The sequence below is a fragment of the Winslowiella toletana genome, assembly GCF_017875465.1.
GTDB classification, from domain to species: domain Bacteria; phylum Pseudomonadota; class Gammaproteobacteria; order Enterobacterales; family Enterobacteriaceae; genus Erwinia; species Erwinia toletana.
On the sequence record NZ_JAGGMQ010000001.1, the window covers coordinates 4,239,539 to 4,260,722 of the forward strand.

Consider the following 21,184-nt stretch of genomic DNA (forward strand, 5'->3'; position numbering starts at 1 on the left):
TTACATCTCGCGAATCGGTTGTCTACCCTGCGCCCAGGGTAACAAATCTGCTGATGCCGCGACCTCGCGGCGTTTACGAGGGATGCGACAGGGGACAGTGATGAAGATTATTCAAACCCAGCTAAAGGATATGCCATCTTCGTTGTTGGCGGAATTAGGTAGTTACCGCTACAACGTTTTTGCCCGTGGAGAAGGCTGGTCTATTCCATCGCGATTGCGGACGCCCGGTCAGGAATATGATCGCTTTGACCGTTCGGATGTCAGCTGGTTAATTGCATGGAGTGCAAAACATGGCATCAGTGGCTGTGCGCGCCTGATGAAGTGGCAGGATACGGAAGTCAGCGAGGGGATCACTGTGCCCTTTAATGCTGATATGACCTGGGAGATGTCGCGTTTCTCTGCCCGGCTGGAAATCGATAAAGAGTTACCACTGAATATTTTGTGGCATGCGCTACAGATGGCGGAAAATGTCGGTATTGAACATGTGGTCAGCGCAGCAACCCCGATGCTGGAAAAAATGTTTGAGCAGTATCAGGTAAATTATGAGCCATTAACCCCTGGGCTGATTCACTCTGAGGATAATTTATTTGCGGTTAAGATCCCGGTTAAACAGCCGACGCTGGCGGATAAATATCATGGCGCACGCCGTTTTAGCCCGGAAGAAGTACTGCCTTCGCTGGGGGTTTCCGTGAACTGGCATGCGCGTGGTCGTTAATCAGGCCCAGCGCGACCATAAAGTAATCAGCAGCCAGGCGACGATGACCCAGCACAGCAGCGCGCCGCCAAAGGCAAAAGGCAGACGCATCATGCCAACGAAATACCATAAGGATAATAAGTACGCGAAGTAGGGCAGGATCGCCCACATACCAAACACAATGGTGGTGCGTAGCGCTTCAACACCGCGCTCTGTCACCACGACATAATGGGCAATGAGTGCAAAGGTAGGAAACAGCGGGAGCAAGCCGGCAATATAGTAATTGCGCGTTTTTGCCAGAAAACCGATTAACACTACTACTGCCGCACCCAGCATCGCTTTGATAAGTAAGCCCATTGTTCCGCTCTGTCAGACCCAAAAGGTTAAAATGGGCTAATTACGGCGCAAAATCAATGGGCTTTCCCGGAAAAGCGTTACTGGCGATAGGCGAATTTAATCTGTTTGATGGTGTTGCTGAACACCTCAGCCTGATTCTGATCTTCCAGCTGCGCGATAAATCTCTCCATATTAATGATGACCTTGCCCGCGTCTGCCTGGCCCATGCCTTTCAGCATCAGAGTCACCATCGCTTTAAGGCAGGCAACCTCATCGGCCAGCGCCTGAGTATGTTGTGAAGTGGTAAAGTCGATCTGGCTCATTGCTATCTCCCTGGACATGTATTTCGCTTATAACCATGATGTTATGTAAATAAACACTGTTCGAAGTATACCACAAATCGGCTACTGGCTAACCCCGCTGAGCGCGGGGAATTTAACCGAAAGTAAACAGTTATTAATTGATGCAAAAATGATAACTTAAGTTACTTTTTTAACTGTATGATTTTTATATATTTTATTTTATTACAATATATTGAATGTTGATGTAATTAACTCTGGTTATATTCGCGAGGCAATGGCGTTAAAAAACACTTGTTGATCAAGATAATTATTTCATCTTCTAATTAGCATAAATCATTACAGTATAAACGGTGATTTATGTTCATTCCTCGCCGAAAAAAGAGTAACATTGGCGGTTAAATATTCCTGTTTTCTCTACTTACACCTTCGACCATTCTGGAGAGATCTCTTTTGATCAGCGTTCTTCTTGTTGATGACCACGAACTGGTACGCGCAGGGATTCGTCGCATACTGGAAGATATCAAAGGCATTCTGGTTGCCGGTGAAGCGAACTGCGGCGAAGATGCGGTCAAATGGTGTCGCGCCAACAACGTTGATGTGGTGTTGATGGATATGAATATGCCGGGTATCGGCGGTCTGGAAGCCACGCGTAAAATCGTGCGCTTTAATCCCGATATCAAAATTATTATGCTTACCATCCACACGGAAAATCCGCTACCGGCAAAAGTGATGCAGGCAGGCGCCGCTGGATATCTCAGCAAAGGTGCTGCGCCGCAGGAAGTAATCAGCGCGATTCGGTCGGTCAATGCCGGGCAGCGTTACATTGCTTCCGATATCGCTCAGCAGATGGCGCTTAGCCAGATTGAACCGCAAAAAGCGGAATCACCTTTCAGCTGTTTGTCGGAGCGTGAGTTACAGATTATGCTGATGATCACCAAAGGGCAGAAAGTCACCGAGATTTCCGAGCAGTTAAGTCTCAGCCCAAAGACAGTTAACAGCTATCGCTACCGTATGTTCAGTAAACTGAATATCAGTGGCGACGTTGAGTTAACGCATTTAGCCATTCGTCATGGCATGTTTAATGCGGAGTCGTTGATTAGCAGTGAATGAAGCGTTTGAAGCAAAATCCTTTCTGAAGACCGTTACCAGCCAGCCGGGCGTTTACCGGATGTACGATGCTGGTGGTACGGTTATCTATGTTGGTAAAGCCAAAGATCTGAAAAAGCGTCTCTCAAGCTATTTTCGCGTAAACCCCGGCAGCCGCAAAACAGAGGCGCTGGTCGGGAATATCTGCCAGATTGATGTCACCGTTACCCATACGGAAACCGAAGCGCTGCTGCTGGAGCACAACTATATCAAGTTGTATCAGCCGCGTTATAACGTGCTGCTGCGTGACGACAAATCCTATCCCTATATTTTTCTCAGTTCGGATGCTCATCCGCGTCTGGCATCCCATCGTGGCGCCAAACATGCGAAAGGGGAGTACTTTGGCCCGTTTCCCAATGGCTACGCGGTGCGCGAAACCTTAGCACTGCTGCAGAAGATCTTTCCGGTGCGGCAGTGTGAAAACAGTGTCTATCGCAACCGTTCTCGTCCCTGTCTGCAATATCAGATTGGCCGCTGTCTTGGCCCCTGCGTTAGCGGACTGGTCAGCGAAGAGGAGTATGCGCAGCAGATAGAGTATGTGCGTCTGTTTCTCTCCGGGAAAGATGATCAGGTGCTGAATCTGCTGGTCAGCCGCATGGAGCAAGCCAGCATGGCGCTGAAGTTTGAAGAAGCGGCGCGGTTGCGCGATCAGATTCAGGCTGTACGTCGCGTGACTGAGAAGCAGTTTGTTTCTAATCAGGGTGATGACCTCGACGTGATCGGCGTGGCCTTTGATTCCGGTATGGCCTGCCTGCATGTGCTGTTTATCCGTCAGGGTAAAGTACTGGGTAGCCGCAGCTATTTCCCGAAAGTGCCAGGCGGCACCGAACTGGCGGAAGTGGTGCAAACCTTTGTCGGTCAGTTTTATCTGCAGGGCAGTGAAGCGCGTAGCCTGCCGTCGGAGATATTGCTTGATTTCACGCTGCCGGAACGCGAATTATTATCCGATTCTTTAACCGAGCTGGCTGGTCGGCGCGTTAATATCCAGAGCAAACCGCGTGGCGACCGTGCGCGTTACCTGAAACTGGCGCGCACCAACGCCGCTACCGCGCTGGTCACCCGCCTGGCGCAGCACTCGACCATTCATCAGCGCCTGTCGGCGCTGGCGGAAACGCTTAAACTGCCTGCTATCCGGCGGATGGAGTGTTTCGACATCAGTCACACCATGGGGGAGCAAACCATCGCTTCGTGTGTGGTGTTTGACAGCAATGGGCCGCTGCGCGCCGAGTATCGTCGCTATAATATCAGCGGCATCACGCCGGGCGATGACTATGCGGCGATGGATCAGGTTCTGCGTCGTCGTTACGGTAAAGCGCTGGAAGAGAGTAAAATTCCTGATGTTATCCTGATCGATGGCGGTAAAGGGCAGCTGGCGCAGGCCAAAACCGTTTTCGCCGAACTGGATGTCCCCTGGGACAAACACCATCCGTTGTTATTAGGGGTAGCAAAGGGTAGCGATCGTAAGGCCGGTCTGGAAACACTGTTTCTTGAACCGCACGGTGAAGGTTTTTCTCTGCCGCCGGACTCGCCTGCGTTGCATGTAATTCAACATATTCGTGACGATTCTCACAATCATGCAATTACAGGACATCGTAATAAACGCGCTAAAGTGAAGAACACCAGCGCGCTGGAATTAATTGAAGGAATCGGGCCGAAGCGCCGCCAGCAGCTGCTTAAGTACATGGGGGGGCTGCAGCCTTTGATGGCGGCAACTGTCGAGGAAATAGCCAATGTGCCGGGTATTTCCCATGCTCTTGCGGAAAAAATCTTCCATTCACTGAAACACTAGCATTGAATAGCGGGGAGCAATGTTGCAACATACAGGTAAATCCTACTCCGGCCAGACAGTTACCGTAGCATATGCAATTTAATATACCGACGTGGCTCACCCTGTTTCGTGTCATCCTGATCCCGTTCTTTGTGCTGGCATTCTATCTGCCATTTCATTGGGCTCCTCTGGCTTGCGCGCTGATTTTCATCTTCGCTGCGGTTACCGACTGGTTTGACGGCTTTCTTGCCCGTCGCTGGAAGCAAACCACGCGTTTTGGCGCTTTCCTGGATCCCGTCGCCGATAAAGTGATGGTCGTGATGGCGATGGTACTGGTTGCCGAACACTTTCACGCCTGGTGGATTACCCTGCCGGCAGCGACTATGATTGCCCGTGAAATTATTATTTCTGCGCTGCGCGAGTGGATGGCGGAAATTGGTAAGCGCAGCAGTGTGGCGGTTTCCTGGATTGGTAAAGTCAAAACCACGGCACAGATGCTGGCGCTGTTTGCGTTGCTATGGCGTCCGGACGCGATGGTCGAAGGGGTTGGCGTGGCTGCACTGTATATTGCGGCGGTGCTGACTTTCTGGTCAATGTTCCAGTATTTAAGCGCCGCGCGCGGCGATTTGTTTGAACGCTGATCGATACGATTTAAAAAGCAGCAAACGGACACGGAGTGAGGATAATTCTGTTGACTCATTTCCTCAGGTCAGTAGAATGCAACGCATCGAACGGCAGCTAAGCGCCAGAAGATAAATTAAATCAGCAAGTTCGGAAGAGTTTCTTAGTGAGTTAGCTGATAATTGCGGGAATAGCTCAGTTGGTAGAGCACGACCTTGCCAAGGTCGGGGTCGCGAGTTCGAGTCTCGTTTCCCGCTCCAAATCAGGTTATCAGAAACCATCTGGTAACAGCCTGAAAAGGCAGCAGAATTAAGGCGCGTTGGCAGAGTGGCCATGCTGCGGATTGCAAATCCGCCTACCTCGGTTCGACTCCGGGACGCGCCTCCAATTTACACCCTGCCCGGGTGGTGAAATCGGTAGACACAAGGGATTTAAAATCCCTCGGCTTATGGCTGTGCGGGTTCAAGTCCCGCCCCGGGCACCATGCTTCAGAAAAAAGTCACCCCGCGGGTGACTTTTTTTTCGTCCGTATCCTTCCGCAGCGGTGCTTAATACGCTGTTCTTTATACGAATATCCCCAAGTAAACCATTTTTCAACAGAACGCATTCAGTGCGTGCTGGTGCGTTTCTGTGCGTTGACAGCCGCGGCATTTGGGGGTTGAATTGGGGGCTTGATAGTCAGGTTAAGGAGTAACCCCCAATGCCCCTAACAGACTTTAAAGCTCGCAAAGCTGCGCCTCGTGAGAAACCTTATAAGCTGGGTGACAGCCATGGCCTCTATCTGATCATTTACCCCACAGGTTCCAAACACTGGTATCTGAAATTTAGATACCAGGGTAAAGAGAATAGAATTTCTTTTGGCGCTTATCCTACTGTTACTTTAAGTGATGCCAGGGAATTGCAGACAAAAGCACGTGCAATGCTGGCTCAGGGAATTAACCCGTCGGAGAATCGTAAAGAAGAAAAGCGCGGGGGAGCAGCGTTACTAACTTTTTCATCTGTGGCACTCGAATGGGCTGCCAGCAATCGTAGCTGGTCAGAAGAGCACACTCGTAGGGTAGAACGCTATTTTGAGTTATATGTTTTTCCTGTTATCGGTTCGCGGGATATCAGAGAACTGAAATTGCGTGATTTGCTTAAGCCAGTCAAGACAGTTGAATTGGCAGGTAAAATTGATGTAGCTACCAGACTACAGCAGCGCATAGCTGGCGTTATGCGTTATGCAGCTCAGAACGGTTTGATAGACTCGAATCCGGCCCTTGACCTGAGGGGAGCTGTAGCCACCGCCAAAACACGTCATCATCCTGCATTGCCATTGGAACGATTGCCTGAACTACTGTCGCGAATAGATCACTACAAAGGGCGGGTGTTAACACGACTGGCAGTGCAGCTAAATCTTTTACTTTTTGTTCGCTCAAGCGAATTGCGATTTGCTCGCTGGAATGAAATCAATCTTAAAAAAGCGCTCTGGACTATCCCGGCGACACGTGAACCTATTGAAGGAGCAAAATTCTCCGGGCGCGGAGCTAAAATGCGTACTCCCCATCTGGTCCCATTATCCCGTCAGGCTATATTATTATTCAGGCAGATTTTGAGCATTAATGTGCCAGATTTGGATCTGGTTTTCCCATCAGAACATAACTGTAATAAGACTATCAGCGAGGGTACAACCAACAAAGCGTTGCGCATAATGGGGTACAACAGTAAAACTGAAATTTGCGGGCATGGCTTTCGTACAATGGCTTGTAGTGCGCTGGTTGAGTCGGGTCTATGGTCTCGAGATGCAGTGGAGCGTCAGATGAGCCATCAGGAGCGTAGTGGGGTTCGCGCGGCGTATATTCATAAGGCCGAACACATGGATGAGCGTCAGAAGATGATGCAGTGGTGGGCGGATTATCTTGATGCGAATCGTGTGGGGTGGGTGAGCCCGTATGATTTTGGGAAGGTGCGCTGAAATAAGGCTAATGCCTCATTAATTTGGCTCACCAGTATACTGCCAGGATCAGGTATATTATCTGTTCTGGAAATATGAAAAAGTCGCAGAAGCTCTTCTTTGCCAAATTCTTTATAAGTAACCTGGTATTGTATGAAGTAATGATATCACCTCTGTTTAGGCAGCAAAATTCAGCTTGCCAGTACGCACATGACTCCAGCTACCCTTAGGGCAGTATGCAGCCAATAACAGGGGCTCAGCAAATGAGAAAGCTTATGCGGTGATATTAATAAATTTAGGGCGCTGATGTATGTGCAGTGAGTATAGGGTTGAACGGCAAAGATTCGTTCCCTTTCTTATGCTTATTTCTTCCTGATTCGCTTGTGACGTTCTATCAGTTTTCCTTCGGTATCATAGTAGCGGCTTGGCCAGATTTCGGCCGGATGAATACCTAATGCTTCAGCAATCAGAAATTCTGCTTTGGGCCATGGGCGGATAAGCACATTAGCCAGGGTTGCCGAGCTCATTCCTGCCTGTCGTGATAACGCCGCCATGGTGGTATTCCTCTTACGCAATAAGGCGATAATGTCCGCCCGGTGCATATCAATTTTGCTGCGCATGTATCCTCCTTTCTCGAAGATTCATCAGTATTAGAAGTATCAATGCTAAGTAATACTTAGTATTATTTCAACAAGCAGCCATGAAAATCATCGCTGGGTATAGGGTTTGTTGAGATTATCATGCTGCCATATCGTTTGAAGGAAGCCAGACTAAGAGCTGGGTTGTCCCAGCAGCAACTTGGAGTGCTCGCCGGTATTGACGAGGCGACGGCCAGTGCACGGATGAATCAATATGAGCGCGGTGTCCATACGCCCGATTTTGAGCTGCTATGCAGGGTAGGGGAAGTGCTGGAAATTTCAGCCAGTTACTTCTATACCCTTGAGGATGAATTGGCTCAAGTCGTCCTTAATTACCCTCTCTCAGGAAAATAACGTCATTTATTATATGCTTTCGTCGCTGATGAGTATTAGTTTCATCGGTTTTTATTACCGGAAATGCTAAGTAATACTTAGCACATTTTTAACAGACAGGCATGAAAATTACGGCTTACACATTGGGTAAAGTCGGGATGACCATGCTGCCATATCGTTTGAAGGAAGCCAGATTGAAAGCGGGTTTGTCGCAACAACGGCTGGGTGTTTTAGCCGGGATTGATGAAGCCACAGCCAGCGCCAGAATGAATCAGTATGAGCGCGGAGTTCATACGCCTGATTTTGATCTGGCATGTAGACTGGCGGCGGTGCTGGGTGTTCCGGCCTGTTATTTCTATACAGTAGAAGATGATCTGGCAGAATTGATTTTTAACTATAAAACGACGAAGAAATAGGCGTTGGCAGGCCATTTGGTTATAACCGGGTTGAGTGAACTCGCGATACATGCCGACGATACCCCAGAGTCAGTGCTGCTGCCGGGCAATTTGAAGAGGAATACCGGGCCTGTTCTTCGGGTCAGATCACTGATGAGGTGTACTGCCTGGCAGGAACGTGCAAACTGTATGGAGTGGATCCTGAGTGTTACCTGCGGCATATACTGATGGTTATCGCCAACTATCCAGTTACCCGGATGCGTAAACTGTTGCCGTGGAATATCGTTATCCCTTCTGAGAAGTAATCAATACGATTCAGGCGATATGCTAACCTTGAGTCTTAGCCATGGATTATTACTCAACACTTGGTTACCGAGAACTGGTGATGAGTTAATCAACAAATACCCCGTGATCTTACTCCCCCCTCGTGGCCCTTTGACCTCACAAGTCCAAATATTGACGCCGTCATGGCCACGGCGATGCAGCTGCAACTTCTGGAAATCTTTCTGCACCTGCTTCCACTCATCGCCCGTGGTGCCAGATGTTTCTTTTACGTAATGTTTAAAGATCCCTGGCGAGACAAGGAACAGCTGGTTCTCAACAATATGGAGCAGGGCTGCGGGTGCATTCACCGGCAGATGTCCTGAACCGATGCCCGTTTTCAGCCAGTTGATAAAATGTTCACCAACTGAAAAGCCAGATCGGTCAGCGCAGGAGAGGTTTTTTGCATTTTTTTGTTGCTCAGCAGGTTCGGGAACAGATTCAACCTGTTGTTTATTGACCACAGGTTCAACACTTCCGCTAAAAATCGCAGGCCGTTGCTGACCTGTTTCCCAGATTAATGCAGGGGGAATCTGAAGCAGTGTCAGTGGAACGCCGGCCTCCCAGCCACTCTCAGACGCCACCGTGCAGGACCAGATCACCTTATCCCCATTCGGCACCGCAATCTTGTGCGCCAGCATCTCATCAAACAGGCGGATATTACTGTCAGGTACGCCAGTAATCCCCACCCCTAATAAATATGCGCGAATCCGGTCAGCAGTGGTTTTGCTGATTAACCACAGCGCGTCCTCTGTCAGCCAGCCATCGGAACCGCTGTCTGGATTACTGAGTTTGAATTCATTCTGCACCAGATAGCGAAGGGCGCCGACCATCTGCTGAGCAAATGACGTCACCGGCTGCCGGAAAGCTTTAACCGCATCTCCCCCAAGATTCTGCGCCACCGACGCGCGGTCAGCCTTCTGCACCAGCTCACCCAGAACACCTGCATATTCATAATGTCCTGATATGCAATAAACCAGCGCGGTAAACGCTTCCCGATAATCCGTTAACCAGCTGAGTGCTTGCGGTGGCAGAATCTGCGTACATAACAGTGCGCCAGCAGCGGGATGAAGACGATAATCTTTGTCTTGCGCCGGATAGCGTAACCGCCATGGTTGCCTGACCGGTCCCAGCCACGGATGCCAGTTGCTGCCATCAATAAGTTCGACAGTGATGTCGACAGCGACTTTTCCCACATCATGCAGCAATGCCGCGTAAATCACCGCTGCTGTCCAGACTTCCGTTTGACGGGACTGTTCTTCCGCTGGTGCAGAAGGGGGGAGTAAATAATTCTGGCGCAGCCGTGCTGCGAAGCAGGCAACTTCCAGACAGTGGTCCAGCATGCCGCCCGGCGCTGAATGGTGGTGATTTTCGGAGGCAGGAAATAGCTGGACCAGCTCGGCCAGACGATTAACCGGCGTCAGGTAAAGCTGGTCAAACAGCGTGCGGGGAACAGCGGTGCATTGCCAGAGCTGATTAAGCAGACGTTGCCGCTGCGGTGTGGTAAGAAGTTTTTCAGCTGACGCAGGTTTAAACCAGCCATCAGATAGCTCTGCGTCTGGCGCAGGAGCAGTTTTACGTCTCAGCCATTTCAGCATTTTTTATCCTTTCAGGGCAGGCCCCTTGCCATTAACTCCCTTCCGTTAAATAGCCTTTCTCCTTTTTACCATTTACCCTTTAGTCCCCCTCCTGACAACGAAGGGGGCAAAGGTTATGCAGTAATTTGCGCCGGCTGATTAACCCTTTCCAGCAGCCATTCGCAGGCATTGCGGGCGAAGCCGCTGGCACGGATAATAGCGCGTTTGTCATTTTTTAATACCCGCAGCCAGCTTTCAATATATCCATATCCGGCGTGCTGTAGTTTCGCCTGGATGCCAACATGAGCACAGAGAAATGCTGACCCCATTTCCGCATTGGGTCGGGAGGATCATGTCTCAGAGAGAACATGCCTCTCCCGCCCACCGAACCGGACGTGATAGTTTCCCATCATCCGGCTCTCCATGTTTGCCTGTTCCCATTCCCGTTAAGTGGTTTCAGTGTTCCTGCATGCAGAGCCTTATGGCATGTCAGGCACAGAACGATTCGCTTGCGCCGTCTTGCCGCCGCCACCTGTTTCCAGAGTGGTGTATCCTTCATATCCGCAAGCTTACGGCTGTGATGGATTTCACATGGAACGCCTGTTGCTCCGCAGTATTCACACTGTCGGGCTAAAAGCCTGTCCATAACATCAGAACGTCCGCTGGTAAACCAGGGAACTGCCAGCATATCAACTTTGTTTCCGAGATTCGGAAGCTGGTTCAGGTGTTTCAGACTGAACACGGCAACAGCCCGCTCTTTGCCATGTATACAAAAGCGAACCACGAGACCATTTCTTGTTTTAAGGCGATGAGCTACCTGATTTACGGAAAGGCGTAATTTGAAGGCCAGCGTTTTGAGCAGGCTGGTTTCCCAGAGGAACCACAGCTTGCGCAGGCTGAACTTCGCACAGTAAGCCAGACGGTAATAATTGGCCAGCCCCCTCATTTCCGCGTTATAGGCTAAAACGATTTCCAGCAGGCTGCTGTCCACCAGATGACGCCGGTGTATCGCTTTCAGACGACCGAGATCACCATAGCCATTACGCTGATTAAACCGGACCAGCCTTTCAGGCGGAACAAGAAGATGGATCCGACCCGCCGGATCCCTTGAACGAACTACGCGCCTGCCCAGTTTCGTTCTTCTGATCCGACTGTCTGTGATCGCTCTCACTGTGTAACCAAGGAAAATAGTTCCATCCGTTGCCTTACTGATTTTGCTCTTTTCCGGAGACGCCTCCAGATGGAGACTTTCAGAAAGAAATGCTGTGACTTCGCGCATTATTTCCCGTGCTTCGTCTCTGGAACCGATAACGCCAATCAAAAAATCATCAGCATACCGGCAGAACATTAACCGTTTATAGCCCGGATCCATGCCGTCTTTTGATGGCATGACGGATCGTTCCTCTTCAAGACAACGGACCGAGGTGAGGATTTCCTGAGCATCGCCTTCACGGCCTTCACTCAGTAATTTCTCAGCCCTGCGTCTCCTCTGATATATACGCTGTGTAAGACGCCGGTATTGCGGGTTTTCCGCACGGCGCTCACCCTTATTGAACTGTGATTTTTTCTGTATCAGAAACTGATCCAGCTCATGCAGGTAAATATTGGCAAGGATGGGTGAAACAACGCCGCCCTGTGGCGTTCCACTGTAGGTGGCGCTGAACTTCCAGTCCTCCATATAACCTGCTTTCAGCATATTGTTTATCAGCATGAGGAACCGTTTGTCCTCAATTTTCCTGGATAACAGTGCCAGCAGTACACGGTGATCAATGTTGTCAAAAAAGCTGACCACATCTACGTCGATCAACCACTTAACTCCGGTCCAGTGATGTTTAATATCCAGAAGTGCATCATGGCACGAACATCCCCGCCGGAAACCGTATGATTTTGGCGAAAACACTGGTTCATAGATGCGCTCAAGAATAATTTTCACCACTGACTGCACCAGTTTGTCACTCGCCGTTGGAATGCCCAGAGGGCGGGTCTTTCCATTGGCTTTAGGAATGAGTACCCGGCGGACAGGGGAGAACCTGTAGGTGCTGTTACTGACCTGACCGATAATTTTGGTTAAACGCGCCAGAGAGAAACCATCCAGTGTGTCGCTGGTGACTCCCGGGGTCGTCGCCCCACGGTTAGGTGCAATATCTTCATACGCCTGCAACCAGAGCTTCGGCGCAGTCATAATCCGTGACAACCCATTGATTCTCTTCTCCTGTTTCGACAGGACGGGAATTGATTCCAGTCGCCTTTGCAGAGTATCGGACAGCATCAGCACATCCCCTCTGTAGGCAGACCCGAATCGCAAACACTGCTGCCCTTCACCTGATCAGCGGATACTCCCGGCCCGGTCACCCGGAACCTTTCGTTCCCGATCATCCACCCTGAGATGGCTGTCCTGAGCATTACCTCAGGCATTTGGCTAATATGGCAGCTCTGTCGCCATGTGGGTCGCAAAACTCGCGCCCATTTAGGCGATCCCGTAGTTACGCGAATATGGAGATACGATGCGGACAGATGCCCCGTTCGTCCTTTTGATCCCCCTGACAGGGGGCAGACCGTGCAGGCTGGGCCGAAGATGTTTAATCGCACCATCTTCTTCAGACCGGGCCTCATGGCATCCCGGTATCGGCACGGCACGACGTTGCAGCCACCGCTACGCCGTTGTTGAGGATAAAACTCTGAGGACTGAGGTTCAGGCAGTTTAGCTTTCACCATACGCATCTTGCGATGACCCGCCCGGCCTACGATGGCTTCGGCAGTTTGGGCCTTTTCCTGACATGCTATGGTTCCGTTCCCCTTTCGGGATTTCAGCCGGTTCATCACCGACACCGGTAAGTCAGGCTCGCATGGATTTTCCCAGCTATCCAGAATAATCATATCCACTCCAGTATTCACGCCTCTACGGCGCACAATCAGTTCCTCGAAAGCATAAACCGGATCGCCGAAGGTTTTGCTGGTAGAGGTGATACCTTCGCGAGCTAGCCTGGATACATGGCCGCTGGCGTGGGTAATTTCATGCAAAAGAGTGCCGTAATAATCAGTCACCTCATTAAACTGCTCGGGATGCGGCATAATGATGACATCGCGCAGCGGGTAGTAATATGCTCGCTGCTGGCGTCTGTGGATCACCGGTACACCGCTATGACTGATTATGGCGTCGGCTGATTCAACTGGCGCGCTGACCTGAATCACAGGCTGCATATACGACAGCGGCAGCCCTTCACATTGCGCGATATTAAATAGCCGGAACTCACGCAACAGAGCGAAGTGCTTAATCTTCGGCTGCCCGTTTTTATCAATAATCGGATTGCCATTCTCATCTTTATCTGTCCTTTCCTGCGGAAGATAAAGTACAGCAAGCGTTGACTTCTCACCCATTCGGACGTAACCACCCGCATTTAATGCCTGTCGGTAAGTCAGCCATCGGTCATGCTCATATCCGTTTCGGTTGGCACTGTGCCACAGTAGCGGAATATTAATACCGTTATAGGCTCGGTTAAGTGCAGCGTTGATCGGGAAAACGGGTTCCCCGTCGCGCCAGGGGCGTATCCAGGGAATGCAACCTTCTTCAACTGCAGCAATAATCTCATCGGTAACTTTCTGATAAATATCTGTGATTATTTCCATTTTCTGTTCCTCTGAAAAATGGCAGAGGAGCTCTCCCTGAGCGGAAAAGTCCTCCGCCAGGAGATGAAAATATTAAGTCAGGAGACTAGCTGCATAAGTAAACTGATATAAATTCCATGGAGTAATTCAGCTGTAGTTTGACCAGTTCAGCGACTTTACTATTGCTGTCAGAGGGCAGACACCAGATACCGTACTTTACCGGGTAGGATCCAGATTCCACATTGCAGAAATACATTAACGTGGTCATTAATAGTTTACCTAACCGCTGATGTTCCAGGTCAGGCTGTTGAGGATACCTGACTGTTTTTTCCCAGACTTCAGGGGAGATAACAACAGGCAAAACGCTTTTAGCAACTCCATTTTCACACATGGTATTTCTCCTTTTGATTGACAGGGATATACACCACTACAGTGGGTATTTTCCCTGAGAATGAGTAAACAGATATCCAACACGGAACATCGTTATTACAGGCGGATACCGGTAAACCCGGGCGAGCTACACCGGAATGGTGGCAACCTCAGCTCTGGTTGCAGGGCGCTGACAAGGCAGCAGTAACGGATTAAGTGTTGTATTTGTAAGAGGAGAAATGAAGGGGGAATTGGTTTAGAAAAACTAAAAATTAAGAGGGGGAAGATGATTTATCACACAGGAATTAAAACAACAAATATCTCATGCAGCGTGTGAGATATTCGTTATTAATAAGTTTGATTGAGGGGCGGTACTGCGAAATCTTGTTAATTCAACCAGACGATATTCATATGTCTTTTCAGCGTATTAACCAATGGTTACTTTTGGATTAGCCGCCACTTAACCTGGCAGCTTTCAAAAAAACACAGCAAAATCTGGCTGACAACTATGAGCGAAAATCGAAAATCACAGACAAATAGCAATTTATAAAAATTGTGTTTCTGGTTACATGAATAGTTGTAAAGTATTTAACAGGTGTGGAATGAGTTCACCGCCCGAAATCACTACAATAACTTTAGCACTCCCAACACCAGGTACTCTTTTGCATAAGAATTATTGCTCAGGTTTTCTCAGTAGCATACTTGTATATTCTGCAACTTCAGTTAACGACTTGAGCAATGACGTCTTAGCATTAGAAGGGGAGTTTTTCAAAGCGCAGAAAATTTCCATCTCTATTTTTGATAAAGCTCGATCAGGAGAAACTAGCTTGGTTGAGCTTGTATCCGGGTCGCGGGCCACCCAAATCTGTATAAACTCTTTCTCGGTGTGAGCTACGGTTGCTCTCGCAATAACATTGTTAATATAAAGTTTTGCTGTTTTTTGCAGTTTGAAATCATCCCTGGGTTTAACCACGCCAACTGAGAATTTTTTTTGGGTCAGAAAATCCTTAACATATTCAATGTATAAATTATCAACAGAATGCATGTGATCAACAATAATAACGTCGAAAGCTTCTTTCTGTATTTCGCCAACATTTTGCGGATCTAATTCTTCATGCGAAAAAATGAATGAAACCAGATTAGCAAGTTCATCTGTCATATTGTAATACGAATTCTTTTTTATTTCGCCACTTCTATCTTCTTCAAGCAGGCCGTAGTTGATCAGCTGGCGCAAAGATTTCTTAATGATCCCTTGCTTACTGGACGTTAATTTTCCCTCTGCTTCTCGCAGAGAAGTATATCCGCAAAGTGGGATTGTCTGGCTGATGTATAACTTCTTCGCGAAATCAATATCAGCTCCAGTTAACTCGCTTAATGTATTGATATAATATATTTTATCGTCTGCACCCAACCCGCTTTTGGCCAACCCGATAGCAAGCCTGGTATAGTATTTTGTTTTCCTTTTCTCATCATCGCGCAATAATTTTGTCACGATGGCGTCGAAGCACTCAGCTGTTAAATCGTCGAGTTCAATGTTCAATTCAGCATCCCGAATGCCCATTACGAAATCGAGGAAACGGTTCTGAAGCTGGTCATCCCGCATTTTGCTGTAACACTGGAGCACCTCAGCCGCTAAGCTAACCCCTGGGATTTTACGCGCGATAATGGCGGCTAGTTCATCCACCATCTTATTCATGGAAGACCCCTTTGCTAGCGTGACGATTTTCCTTTCGCCTTCATCATGCGGCTTTAAATCCAACGGTTTGCTCATTGTACTAATCCCTTTTTTAAATCTAAAAAAATCAAAACAAGTTAGCTCGGGATCAACATTATACCTTTGCCGCCGCCGCTTCAGCAATTCATTAGCAATTATTGTGACGTTCGCAATGCCCGCTTCACATAACCGATGGTCAGATTAGACAGCGCTCAGTTCAGCGAAGATGTCAGACCGAATATAGGCCATTACATTTTTATTAATAAAGAGCCTTTACCACCCGCACCCTTAACATCAGCAGTCCCACTCGCCGCAACCCCACTTAGTGCCGCCCCTATATGGACACCCGCCCAGCTGATGGCGCCAAGCCAGAGCACAGGCAGCACCACAAACATAGTGCCCATCACCAGATTAATAATGATGTCATCCTGGCTGTTCTGTAGTCCGGCAAAATTCCAGCTGCTATGCGCATCACTGCTATACAATGCATATAGCAGCCAGCTGTCGAGCCAGCGGGCTAGTTCCCACCAGAATGTCAGAAAGACCAGCGCAAATTGTACCAGGGAAAGCATGATGATGGTTTTAAGCTCGTAGGCTGAAAACAACGTGATTAATGGAAAACAGATAATCAGTGCCATAATTAATATCGCCTGAATCATGGGCAGCGCCTGCCGCACGCTATCAAATGCCGGAAAGGCGGAGATACTGCCAATTAACTCGCCAACAGTGGACAGGGTGCGAGTCGCAGCATTGCTTAATGAGCCACTGGTGTTACCGCCAAAGCCGGGGTAGACACGTCCATCCTGAGATAGCTGCATATTGTCCTGGCTTACCAGCGACCGCAGTACTGATTCTTCATACACCTCCCTGGTCTCGCGCGAACGCTGGATCAGATTCCAGAGTGTGGCAGGAATTGGTTTCAAAACCCGATCGCGAATACCGATCTCTTTATCCTCCCACCATTGTTTACAGGTTGGATAGCCGCCATTACCGCTGTTGAACAGTCCTGCATCGCGACTGCTGTTATATGGCCAGCTCTGGTGAGGGGAATGAGCATGGTCGCTGTCATAAAACCCCGGCGTCCGCAAAAAATAGCTCGACCCTATCCAGCGGGTACTCTCACTCTGTTCATCACTTAAATGAGCCTCACGCGCTTTTAATCGTGCCAGTGAAGGGGAGTAGCACTCCTGTGCGAAGTCGAGGATCTCCTGGTTCAATGCCGGATCGGCAATATGAGTATGCTGAACTTCAAAACGAATTTGTCGCAGGTCTGGCTGACAGGGAAGTGTCGCCACGGCAGCGTCAGTTACCCCTTTTGCCAGCGCATGTATCAGATACCACCACACCGGCACCGAAGCGGTTTGTCCACCAATCTGATTTATCAGGCTGTGATAGCCGGTATCAGCGGGCTGTGGCACAGAATAACCGCACTGGCGGGTGCGGCTGGTATCAAATTTAATGGTGTTCAGGTCGATATTGAGAAAGGGAATGCAGGTAAACAAGATGACCACTAAAGAGGTATAGATATGGTTTTCCATCCACAGCAGAGAAAGTGACCCTTTATTACCCTCATCAATGCCCTGGGCGCGGACTTTCAGCCACAGTGATATCAGCCTGAGTAGCAAAGGGAAGGCAAAAAGACCGGTGCTGCTGATAATGGCCCAGATACCGTTATTAACCAGCCAGCCCAGCAGAGTGAGAAAGTATTCAAGATAGCTATTCGTGGTCATGACGCTAACCAGTTAGTTAGCTCACTGGTTATAAAAAATAGCGCCACGATAACTTCCATTCGGGTTACCGGGCCGCGTTCCCGGAGCTTCGACCAGAACCAGAAAATCAGTGAATACAGCGCCAGCCGCCAGGGGAAAAGACCAAATTTAAGCTCGTCCAGCCTGTGCAATGGCTGGGGTGGTGATGACAGTAGTAGCACCCAGCTAATGGCTGCTACTACTATTGCAATCAATATAAAACGAAGCTTTTGCATCACGGTACCTCCTGATTTACCTGATGCTGCAAATCATTGACGCGTTTATCCACGTCATCACCGACAGCCACCGCTTTTCCTTTCAGCGTGGTGCGTAACTGCTGGCGCTCAAGAATTTTGCTGGCGGCGTTATCGGCCAGTTCATGGCGAACATCGAGTTCCAGTTTAAGCTGACTCAGTTCTTCATCAAGCTGAGTCAGCGTACCGTTGAGCTGATATTGAGCAGTTTTCTCATCCGCGATATTGGGCTCGCGCATTCCGGCTAACAGGGTTCTGCGGGCGGCAAGCGCCTGCTCCATTACTCTGGCCAGCGCCATTTCGCCCGATAAACGCTCGATTAAAATTGTGGCATCAGGATCGTCACGCAGTGCCTCCACCACGCCGCGCGTCAGCAACAGACTGCCTCCGCTGCCTTTCGCCAGGTTCTCCTCAGTAGGCCTCAGTGAACCTTTAACCAGCTCAATAATTGTCTGACGTATCTGTTGCTGCTCCTGCTGAATAAGCGGATTAAGTCCGATACCCGCCTGACTGCTGGTTTTATTGGTGTCCGCGGTACCGGTATTACAGTCCCGGCAAACGTTGACGGTCTGTTCGCCGACCACTCTGGTGAGCCAGCGGGCGGACTGTTCGGGTGATTGCCACAGGGTACAAAGCTGATTGCGGCAGTCTGATGTGGGGATTGAGGAGCTGTCGGTTGCGGAGCGGTTATTTAGCAGGTTATAGCCAGCGGCGGCAGCATCATGCACCAGCCTGATTGGTGGCTGTCCTCTGCCGCCCCGGCGCTGGCCGCCGACCCAGCGTTTACCTTTTTCTGCGGCTTCGCGTTTAGCTTCTAAATCTGCTCTGACTGCGTCGGTATTGGCACTGGCTACCGTCTGGTAATTTTCCGCTTTGGCGCTGTCGGTCCAGGTCGAGTTAAAAGCCAGGTCTCCGAGCTTTTTCGACATTTTCTCGCAACTTAGCAGGGAGCGATCAAAGTCCAGCCGTCCCTGCAGGATGCCGTTGGTCAGTAAATCATATAGCTGAGGATCTGAGCGCTGAATAACCATTGCTGGCAGGCTGGCTACTGCTCCAGTGGCGCTACTGATCACTTCTCCCATCAGGTCGTGAAATCCCTGGGTGATGCCATTAAGCTGATTTTTAATAGTGGTGCGGATATCAAAATTGCCGCACATCAGGTCACTGTTCCAGCCAGCGCCTACCGCGATGGCGTCCGGGCTGTGTTCGGTAAACATCGGCGATATCACTGAACCACCGCCGATTTGGTAATAGACGGAGTCCGCTATACTGCCCTGAGTTTGCAGTGCATAAGGTGGAGCGTTATCGGCGAAAGCTATTGGGAGTGAAAGCATAAAGGCTATGGCACCTGCGCAACGCAGCATAATTATTCTCCTGTGCTGCCAAGGAATATCTGCCCGCGCTTTTTGCAGCAGCTATAAGGGCGCCACAGTGCCCAGGCATAACCACCGTCACTGGCAAGCTGGTCGGCAAAGGAGTCTGCAGGTGAGCCATTGGGGAAAATAGCGCACTGGCTGCTTAGTTGAGGAACCAGCATCTGCCATTTATGATTGCCGTGCTTTCCTTCCTGAACGGGTGCGGGTGGCCAGTAACCATCATGAGGCTCTGCGGTAGCGGGCAGATAAACATGAGGCTGACCATCGCGAGTGATGATATCGGCGACGCGCTGTGCGACCACCGCCGCCGCTTTATAGTCACAGGTCTGAACCACCGCACCGGTACGCGGATAGATATTTCCCCAGACAGCGCCATCAGCGCCTAATTCTCTTACTCCTGGCGTCAGAGATTCAGGATAGAACTTCTCCGGTATGCCATGGCGCCACGCAAGGGTGTCCAGCTGGCTGAGGAAATAAGGCTGAAATGGGCGGGATGATCCCGGGCAGCTTGTACCGAACGTCTCCAAAAATTGGTTAAACACTTCTCCACCCGGATGACCGATGGCATCGGCGTTTTTAAATCGCAATTTGCTGTGCTGATAAGCCGAGCGGGGATGGGTATCACCGCCATCGGAGGCATCCGGAGGGAGTGGTGGTGACAGAGGGGCCATTTCAGACCACGGGTTATGCCCGGTGCAGCTATAGGCGGATATCACATGATCGGGACGGTAATATCTGACTTTTACCGAAGTTCTGACCGAGCAGCCAAAAGGCGTGCAAAAGAGCCAGTAACAAATCCCGGTAACGCGATATTCCAGGCAATCTGGCGACAGTGAGGAGTTGATAATCTGCGGTGTAGATATGGCACTGGCTAAACAAGGCATCATCAGCAAATAAAGAATACTCCGGCGCATCATCTTTTCACCCGAAATGCAGACAGTTTCTTGCCAGCCAGCTCAATATCACTGACACCATAGATAGCAGGTATCGTAAGAACTTAAATGAGAAGGACATAACAAATAATCTCATAGAAAAACTGCTATAAGATCTAACCCAATTAAATATCAATGACATTTAAAAATTGTTTATGCCCTGAGATGATTTATCTGAATATTGATTGGGGATAAGAGATACACAAAAAGAGAATGTATCTCTTATTAACCAAAACCTGCTCATTGTTTATCTGCCGGTTTTTTAATTATGGGCAAAAATGGAACTCTGGGTACCCTCGGTTCCGAAGCCTTAGCGTAGCGGCTGGGCCAGATCTCAGAGGGATGTATTGCCAGGGCGTTTGCAATCAGCCACTCCCCTCTGGGCCAGGGGCGCGTAAGCGCGTTGTATAATGTAGGTGATGCAAGCCCGGCGCCCCTTGATATTGCACTTAGTGTTGTTCCACTTTTTTTTATCGCTGCCACTATGTCTGCTGGATGCCAATCCTTGCTCTGATAATATTTAACTCTTCTCATAATTATCTCCTGTTAAGTTTAACTTCAACAGGTAAATATTAAATCTAAAATCGGCGAATAAAAAGATAAATTTGAAGTTTTACTTCTTTTATTAAATATTTTATTTAAGATATTCTTGCCACTCTGGATTGATAATAAAATAAAGATATGTCCTTCAATAAGGTGGTTAAGTGATTGGAAAACGTTTGAAACTGGCCAGAGTCAATATGAAGTTGACGCAAGCTGAATTGGGAAGCAAAGCTGGAATAGATGAGGAAACTGCCAGCTCCCGGGTCAGCCAATATGAAAGGGAAATCAGCGAGCCAAGTTTTGCCATTGTCCGTCAATTTGCACTGGTTTTAGATGTCCCCGGGGCTTACTTCTATGCAGAGGATGACGATCTGGCTTCATTGATCCTGCAATATCACCGGTTCAAAAAAGAGAGACCCGAAAGCTTTGTTATGTTGATTCCCAGGTAGATCTGGCCAAGCCATTATTTTTCATATAGACAGTGGAGCCTTACGTGATGAGTAACATAAATTCTTAAAAAATATTTAAAATAATTATGCCATTTAGCTGATAATCACATGCACTGTCATATAAGCATG

The 21,184-nt window shown here is 49.1% G+C and carries 20 protein-coding genes, 3 tRNA genes and 2 pseudogenes; 12 read left to right on the forward strand and 13 right to left on the reverse strand.

The window, feature by feature from the left end:
* Nucleotides 1–100 precede the first annotated feature (100 nt).
* Entirely contained in the window at nt 101–715 is a 615-nt protein-coding gene (locus tag J2125_RS19770; RefSeq protein ID WP_017802536.1) for an autoinducer synthase, read from the forward strand.
* On the opposite strand, the gene J2125_RS19775 is transcribed toward J2125_RS19770, so the two are convergent.
* Together J2125_RS19775 and J2125_RS19780 are read right to left on the reverse strand one after the other, a co-directional pair.
* Nucleotides 716–1,051: a GlpM family protein gene (locus J2125_RS19775; protein WP_017802537.1), complete on the reverse strand. Its 336-nt coding sequence runs from the start codon at nt 1,049–1,051 to the stop codon at nt 716–718. It abuts the gene before it with no gap.
* A 77-nt stretch (nt 1,052–1,128) separates the two neighbouring features.
* Nucleotides 1,129–1,353, reverse strand: coding sequence for a DUF2594 family protein (locus J2125_RS19780; protein WP_017802538.1), 225 nt, complete (start codon nt 1,351–1,353; stop codon nt 1,129–1,131).
* 429 nt (nt 1,354–1,782) lie between these two features.
* Here J2125_RS19780 and uvrY point away from each other — a divergent pair, with 429 nt between their 5' ends.
* The 7 genes from uvrY to J2125_RS19815 all read left to right on the forward strand — a co-directional run bounded on the left by uvrY (nt 1,783) and on the right by J2125_RS19815 (nt 6,821).
* On the forward strand, nt 1,783–2,442 hold the full coding sequence (gene uvrY / locus J2125_RS19785) for a UvrY/SirA/GacA family response regulator transcription factor (RefSeq protein WP_017802539.1): 660 nt from the start codon (nt 1,783–1,785) through the stop codon (nt 2,440–2,442).
* Nucleotides 2,435–4,267: an excinuclease ABC subunit UvrC gene (gene uvrC, locus J2125_RS19790; protein WP_017802540.1), complete on the forward strand. Its 1,833-nt coding sequence runs from the start codon at nt 2,435–2,437 to the stop codon at nt 4,265–4,267. Before uvrY ends, uvrC begins: the two co-directional genes overlap by 8 nt.
* A 71-nt stretch (nt 4,268–4,338) precedes the next feature.
* Nucleotides 4,339–4,887 carry a CDP-diacylglycerol--glycerol-3-phosphate 3-phosphatidyltransferase gene (gene pgsA / locus J2125_RS19795; RefSeq protein ID WP_017802541.1) on the forward strand — a complete coding sequence of 183 codons (549 nt, stop codon included), beginning with the start codon at nt 4,339–4,341 and terminating at the stop codon, nt 4,885–4,887.
* Nucleotides 4,888–5,051: 164 nt separating this feature from the next.
* Nucleotides 5,052–5,127 (forward strand) — tRNA-Gly (locus J2125_RS19800).
* 53 nt (nt 5,128–5,180) lie between these two features.
* A tRNA-Cys gene (locus J2125_RS19805) sits at nt 5,181–5,254 on the forward strand.
* A gap of 11 nt (nt 5,255–5,265) precedes the next feature.
* A tRNA-Leu gene (locus tag J2125_RS19810) sits at nt 5,266–5,351 on the forward strand.
* 216 nt (nt 5,352–5,567) lie between these two features.
* Nucleotides 5,568–6,821: a tyrosine-type recombinase/integrase gene (locus J2125_RS19815; RefSeq protein WP_017802542.1), complete on the forward strand. Its 1,254-nt coding sequence runs from the start codon at nt 5,568–5,570 to the stop codon at nt 6,819–6,821.
* Nucleotides 6,822–7,162: 341 nt separating this feature from the next.
* Here the strand turns inward: J2125_RS19815 and J2125_RS19820 are convergent, their stop codons facing one another.
* The gene (locus tag J2125_RS19820; RefSeq protein WP_017802543.1) at nt 7,163–7,420 is read right to left on the reverse strand and encodes a helix-turn-helix domain-containing protein; all 258 of its coding nucleotides are present in this window, start codon (nt 7,418–7,420) and stop codon (nt 7,163–7,165) included.
* A gap of 120 nt (nt 7,421–7,540) precedes the next feature.
* Between J2125_RS19820 and J2125_RS19825 the strand changes: the two genes are divergently transcribed.
* From J2125_RS19825 to J2125_RS25030, 3 genes and pseudogenes are all read left to right on the forward strand, one after another.
* A complete protein-coding gene (locus J2125_RS19825) occupies nt 7,541–7,792 on the forward strand; it encodes a helix-turn-helix domain-containing protein (RefSeq protein WP_017802544.1) in 252 nt (83 codons plus the stop codon).
* Nucleotides 7,793–7,935: 143 nt separating this feature from the next.
* Nucleotides 7,936–8,187, forward strand: a complete 252-nt coding sequence (locus J2125_RS19830) for a helix-turn-helix transcriptional regulator (protein ID WP_026111897.1) — start codon at nt 7,936–7,938, stop codon at nt 8,185–8,187.
* Between the two features lie 109 nt (nt 8,188–8,296).
* Nucleotides 8,297–8,471: pseudogene (locus tag J2125_RS25030) on the forward strand (transposase domain-containing protein); the annotation flags it as partial.
* Here J2125_RS25030 and mobH read toward each other — a convergent pair.
* The 10 genes and pseudogenes from mobH to J2125_RS19885 form a co-directional block, all read right to left on the reverse strand.
* Nucleotides 8,472–10,085: a MobH family relaxase gene (gene mobH / locus J2125_RS19840; protein ID WP_017802546.1), complete on the reverse strand. Its 1,614-nt coding sequence runs from the start codon at nt 10,083–10,085 to the stop codon at nt 8,472–8,474.
* 113 nt (nt 10,086–10,198) lie between these two features.
* A pseudogene (locus J2125_RS19845) lies at nt 10,199–10,399 on the reverse strand (zincin-like metallopeptidase domain-containing protein); the annotation flags it as partial.
* A 74-nt stretch (nt 10,400–10,473) separates the two neighbouring features.
* Nucleotides 10,474–12,333 carry a reverse transcriptase domain-containing protein gene (locus tag J2125_RS19850; protein ID WP_017802548.1) on the reverse strand — a complete coding sequence of 620 codons (1,860 nt, stop codon included), beginning with the start codon at nt 12,331–12,333 and terminating at the stop codon, nt 10,474–10,476.
* Entirely contained in the window at nt 12,333–13,691 is a 1,359-nt protein-coding gene (locus tag J2125_RS19855; protein WP_017802549.1) for an ArdC family protein, read from the reverse strand. Before J2125_RS19855 ends, J2125_RS19850 begins: the two co-directional genes overlap by 1 nt.
* A 1,021-nt stretch (nt 13,692–14,712) precedes the next feature.
* Nucleotides 14,713–15,810, reverse strand: coding sequence for a hypothetical protein (locus tag J2125_RS19860; RefSeq protein WP_209499528.1), 1,098 nt, complete (start codon nt 15,808–15,810; stop codon nt 14,713–14,715).
* A gap of 191 nt (nt 15,811–16,001) precedes the next feature.
* Nucleotides 16,002–17,483 carry a conjugal transfer protein TraG N-terminal domain-containing protein gene (locus tag J2125_RS19865; protein ID WP_017802552.1) on the reverse strand — a complete coding sequence of 494 codons (1,482 nt, stop codon included), beginning with the start codon at nt 17,481–17,483 and terminating at the stop codon, nt 16,002–16,004.
* Nucleotides 17,480–17,737 (reverse strand): hypothetical protein, encoded by a 258-nt coding sequence (locus J2125_RS19870; RefSeq protein WP_017802553.1) that lies wholly within the window; start codon nt 17,735–17,737, stop codon nt 17,480–17,482. The genes J2125_RS19865 and J2125_RS19870 overlap by 4 nt, the downstream gene beginning before the upstream one ends.
* The gene (locus J2125_RS19875; protein WP_100229647.1) at nt 17,737–19,089 is read right to left on the reverse strand and encodes an integrating conjugative element protein; all 1,353 of its coding nucleotides are present in this window, start codon (nt 19,087–19,089) and stop codon (nt 17,737–17,739) included. Before J2125_RS19875 ends, J2125_RS19870 begins: the two co-directional genes overlap by 1 nt.
* Nucleotides 19,090–19,121: 32 nt before the next feature.
* Nucleotides 19,122–20,048, reverse strand: coding sequence for a TIGR03756 family integrating conjugative element protein (locus J2125_RS19880; protein ID WP_026111898.1), 927 nt, complete (start codon nt 20,046–20,048; stop codon nt 19,122–19,124).
* Nucleotides 20,049–20,303: 255 nt separating this feature from the next.
* Nucleotides 20,304–20,597, reverse strand: a complete 294-nt coding sequence (locus tag J2125_RS19885; RefSeq protein WP_071590532.1) for a helix-turn-helix domain-containing protein — start codon at nt 20,595–20,597, stop codon at nt 20,304–20,306.
* 170 nt (nt 20,598–20,767) lie between these two features.
* On the opposite strand from J2125_RS19885, the gene J2125_RS19890 reads away from it, so the two are divergent.
* The gene (locus tag J2125_RS19890; RefSeq protein ID WP_017802556.1) at nt 20,768–21,055 is read left to right on the forward strand and encodes a helix-turn-helix domain-containing protein; all 288 of its coding nucleotides are present in this window, start codon (nt 20,768–20,770) and stop codon (nt 21,053–21,055) included.
* Nucleotides 21,056–21,184: the final 129 nt, after the last annotated feature.